This window comes from Endozoicomonas sp. ONNA2 (genome assembly GCF_024606365.1).
Taxonomy (GTDB): domain Bacteria; phylum Pseudomonadota; class Gammaproteobacteria; order Pseudomonadales; family Endozoicomonadaceae; genus Endozoicomonas.
The window spans coordinates 1-4,561 of the sequence record NZ_JAHHPO010000806.1 but is presented as its reverse complement, the minus strand read 5'-3'; the positions used below and the strand labels follow the sequence as shown (position 1 = coordinate 4,561).

The window sequence follows — 4,561 nt, the reverse complement described above, 5'->3', positions numbered from 1 at the left end:
GCGCCACCCTCAGGGATGAAAAATGGTTAAGCAAAATATTTTTCACGGCAAAGAAAAGATTTCTATTTTCTTCCTTTGTGTCTTTGTGGTTCAAATCACCCCCTGTTGTCGGGATCGGACTTTGGCAGGCCTACCCGGATTGCGCAGTATTGAAGGATCATAAGTACCCTGTCTTTTATATAATCGACAGGGTTGGCTCTTGTCACGCTAACTATTTTCCCGCTATCAATAAGTAAGGTATATTCTCCTCCTTTCTCATCCAGCCTACCTTCCATCCATCCTTATCTAATGAGGCAAGACAGTGATTAACTCAACTGCTCTGGATCATCTGCCCGCATCCAAAGATCTGGCGGCTCTGCAACAGCAAATGGCCAATACCCATCTGCGCAGCCTGTTTGCTGAAGATCCAAACCGATTTGACCGCTACAGCCTTGAAGCTGCCGGCCTTTTTCTTGATTACTCAAAGCATCTGATTAACGACGATGTAATGTTATCTTTGGTAACGCTGGCGGAGCAGGCCAATCTGGCCGATGCCCGCGACGCCATGTTCGCCGGTGAAAAGATCAATTACACGGAAAAGCGTGCGGTGCTCCATACGGCACTGAGAAGCTTCGGTGATGCTCCGGTGATGGTGGATGGTGAAGACATCATGCCCGGGATCCGTGCAACCCGCGCCCGTATGCAGGCCATGACTGAGCAGGTTCACTGCGGACAGTGGCTCGGCCATACCGGCAAGCCTGTCAAGCATATTGTTAATATTGGTATCGGTGGTTCTTATCTGGGGCTCAAAACCACTATTAATGCCCTGACCCCTTACCATGTCAAGGGTTTTGAACATCACTTTGTGGCGAATATTGACCCTGACGAGTTGTCTGAAGTTCTGGGTAAAATTGATCCGGAAACCACGCTGTTTATCGTTGCCTCCAAATCCTTTGGTACCCTGGAAACCCTGCAAAATGCCCGGGCAGCCAGAGCCTGGATGATTGACAAAGGCTGTGCCGAGCAGGATATCCGCAAGCACTTTATGGCCATTTCCACCAACCTGAAGGCTATTGACCAGTTTGGTATCGCCCAAAAAAACACCTTGCCGCTGTGGGACTGGGTTGGCGGTCGCTACTCCCTCTGGTCCAGCATCGGTCTGTTGATTTCCATGGTGGTAGGCTACGACAACTTCGAGCGCCTGCTCAAAGGTGCTGAGGCCATGGACCAGCACTTCTGCTCAGCCCCTCTGGCAAAAAATATGCCGGTGATTGCCGGTTTGCTGGGCGTCTGGTATCAGAACTTTATGGGTGCCCAATCCCATGCGGTCATCTCCTATGATTACTTTCTGCGTGATCTGCCGGGCCACCTGCAGCAGGTGGATATGGAAAGCAACGGCAAGCGTACCCGTGAAGATGGCAGTACCGTTCCCTACCAGACCGGAGCTGTGATCTGGGGCGGTACAGGCACTAATGACCAACACGCCTACCATCAGCTGCTGCACCAGGGCACCCGGTTAATTCCCGTGGACTTTATCGCCCCGGCCACCACCCATAACCCGATTGGCGAACAGCATCCCTGGCTGTTTACCAATGCCCTGGCCCAGAGCCAGGCCATGATGCAGGGCAAAACAGTGGAAGAAGTGCGGGATGAACTCACCGCTGGAGGTATGGATGCGGGAGAGGTGGAACGGCTGGCTCCCCATAAGGTGATTCCGGGCAATCGCCCAAACAGTATGATTGTTCCCGAGAAGATCACACCGGAAACCACCGGTGCCCTGATTGCCCTGTATGAACATAAAGTCTTTGTGCAGGGCACCATCTGGCAGATTAACTCCTTCGACCAATGGGGGGTTGAGTTGGGTAAAGTACTGGGTGATCGCCTGATTGAGAAAATTCGATCCAGAGAAGAAACCACCGACCAAGACAGCTCAACCAATGGCCTGATAAGGCGTTTTAAGCAGTTTAATCAAATTTGGTGAGTGCTTTTAGCGCAAGGTCGTATCCCTGGTCAGCGGCCTTGCTGATCCAGAATCGGGCTTCGGCGTCGTTCTGCTCTACCCCCATACCCTTCCAGTACATAAAGCCCAGATTGTATTGTCCTTGAGCGTCTTCCTTGTCGGCAGCCTTCTGGAACAGGGTCAGGGCCTCGGTGTAGTTCTGCTGCACTCCCCGACCATAATAGAACATACAACCCAGATTGTATTGCGCTTTGGCATGTCCCTGATCGGCGGCCTTGCTGAACCAGGTCAGGGCCTTGGCGTAGTTCTGCTGCACCCCCAAACTATCATGGAACATGCAGCCCAGATCGTACTGCGCGTAAACGAATCCCTTGCTGGCAGCCTTGTGGATCCAGGTCAGGGCCTTGGCGTAGTTCTGCTGCACTCCCCTGCCACCCAGGAACATCAAGCCCAAGTCGTGTTCTGCGGGGGCATATCCCTGAGCAGCGGCCTTGCTGTATAGGGTGACAGCTTCAGCGTAGTTCTTATCCACCCCAAGACCTTGCTCGAACATACGGCCCAGTTTATGTTGCGCTAGTTTATCTTTTGTGGTCCATCCCGCGCTGATCAACTCCACTGCTATTGCCCAATGTTTTAAATTTGCCGCGACGGTTAAGGGGTCACGCGTGGCCAGCAGCGAGTGCTGATCAGGTTTTAGCCCGATTGACAGAATTTCCCTCACATGTTCAATATGATTGCTCTCTATTAATCTGAACAGCTCCTTTCGCAGATTTACGGTGCTGGATATTGCGGGAGTACTGCCTGTTATTAAACCGTCGTCCAATGGGCAGCGTAGTTTATTTTGTACCCATGTACTTATACATGGGTGGTGAAATTCATGACCGCACGGTTGTAGCTTAACAATCGTTTTTTGTTTCCCAATTCCTCGCAGAAAGGCCATTGAGGTCCGAGATGGCTTTATCTGTGCACTTCCTTCGATAGGTCCTTGGCAGATTACACAGATTTCAGGTTCATTAACCGTGTTCATTAAGAGTTCTTCCGGTGTAAGTCAGGGGTTTGTTGTATAACCAGCAAGTGGCCTGTTTTTTGGGACGCAGGTGATGGAAACTGCTTACCGGCATGAAGTTATTAAATGACAGTTTCATTTCTCCTGAGAGTTTAAAATGAACAAAAAGTTCCTGAGTTCAATTGATATATAACCCATGACTTTCTTTAACTTTCATTGAACTATTTATCGAACTTTCTGTCTATTTGAATCCGGGAAAACACCTTCTTAAAAAAAAGGGCTGTACAGTGAATCGTTGTCAATTAAATGGTCAAGCTGCCGGTAATTTCAGGAACCCTGAGAATCAGGGAAACCCTGAAATAAACAGCCAGCCAGGTAACAGATTTGGTGCACATGAGGTATCTGCAACCACTGCCATGGACGCTCACTTTTCAGGAAGTGATGGGCAACAATCAAACATAACATCCCGGGCGAACGTTGCGGCAGTGTTAACTCATGAACCATTAATCCCTTCGGTTAATAAAGTACCAGAAGTATCTGCAGAAGATATGTTCAGAGCACGAGTGATGGCGGTGACAACCGCTATTTTGGAGTTGGAAGAGCTTTATATTGATCAATACGTTAGGTTTATTCATATCATTGATGGTGAGGAAAACACTGGCCGCGAAAACCTTGTGCATAATCAGGCAACGTTAAACGCAGCTTTAAACGTTGCCTGTTCTTATAAAAGTCATATCAACATTGTCCGATTGTGTCTCAAGGCAGGAGCCAGGGTGGACACTTCAGACTCTTGCCATACCGCATTGGCTCATGCTGTGTATAGCCGGAATACAGAAGCGGTAGGATTACTCTTGGCATATATCGGAGGCATCCCGGAATTTGTGGTACGATCAAAACCTTTCTCTGTCTTTTTAGAACAAAAGCTGTTTTGTCAACCTGACAACGTTGTTTCGCTACAAGATCTGTGCAGAGGTATTCTTATTCGGCAGGTGTCGAATGTTGAAGACGTTAAATACCTGCCAATTCCAGAAACTCTCAAAACGCATTTTTACGATCCCATGGAGAACTACCCCATACTTAAAGAACGCAATGTTAGCCATCCTTGCTGAAAAATCAGGTATCATAACTCACCCTTTGATCCCGGAAATCAAGTAAAACGCCATGATTACCCAAGCAATCCCCCTGACCGATATCCACCGCCATCTGGATGGCAATATCCGACCGGCAACCATTCTGGAGCTGGGAAGGAAGAACAACCTCCCGCTACCGGCAGACAACCTGACCGATCTGATTCCCCATGTCCGGGTCATCAGCCAGGAACCGGACCTGGTCAGTTTTTTAAGCAAGCTGGACTGGGGTGTCAAGGTGCTGGCGGACTACGATGATTGCCACCGGATAGCGTATGAAAATGTCGAAGATGCCATGAACGCCCGCATTGATTATACCGAGCTTCGCTTCAGCCCCGGGTATATGGCGATGACCCACAGCCTTGACCCTGCAGGTGTGGTTGAAGCCGTGATTGATGGCGTAAGCGCCGGAAGTCGCGACTTTGGTGTGGCAACCAAGGAATTGTCTAAAAACAACTTTCCTAATATGGACGGTATTACACAAAAAAA

General features: G+C 49.3%; 3 protein-coding genes and 1 pseudogene. 3 read left to right on the top strand and 1 reads right to left on the bottom strand.

The annotated features are described in order from the left end of the window. Positions 1 to 301: 301 nt before the first annotated feature. Entirely contained in the window at positions 302 to 1,960 is a 1,659-nt protein-coding gene (pgi, locus tag KDK14_RS14310; RefSeq protein WP_257265848.1) for a glucose-6-phosphate isomerase, read from the top strand. Here the strand turns inward: pgi and KDK14_RS14305 are convergent. Further along, a complete protein-coding gene (locus tag KDK14_RS14305; protein ID WP_257265849.1) occupies positions 1,944 to 2,879 on the bottom strand; it encodes an RING finger domain-containing protein in 936 nt (311 codons plus the stop codon). The two genes, pgi and KDK14_RS14305, sit on opposite strands and share 17 nt — an antisense overlap. 482 nt (positions 2,880 to 3,361) lie before the next feature. Here KDK14_RS14305 and KDK14_RS14300 point away from each other — a divergent pair, with 482 nt between their 5' ends. Further along, positions 3,362 to 4,054, top strand: coding sequence for a hypothetical protein (locus KDK14_RS14300; protein ID WP_257265847.1), 693 nt, complete (start codon positions 3,362 to 3,364; stop codon positions 4,052 to 4,054). Positions 4,055 to 4,106: 52 nt separating this feature from the next. Further along, positions 4,107 to 4,561 (top strand): annotated as a pseudogene (locus KDK14_RS14295) (hypothetical protein); the annotation flags it as partial.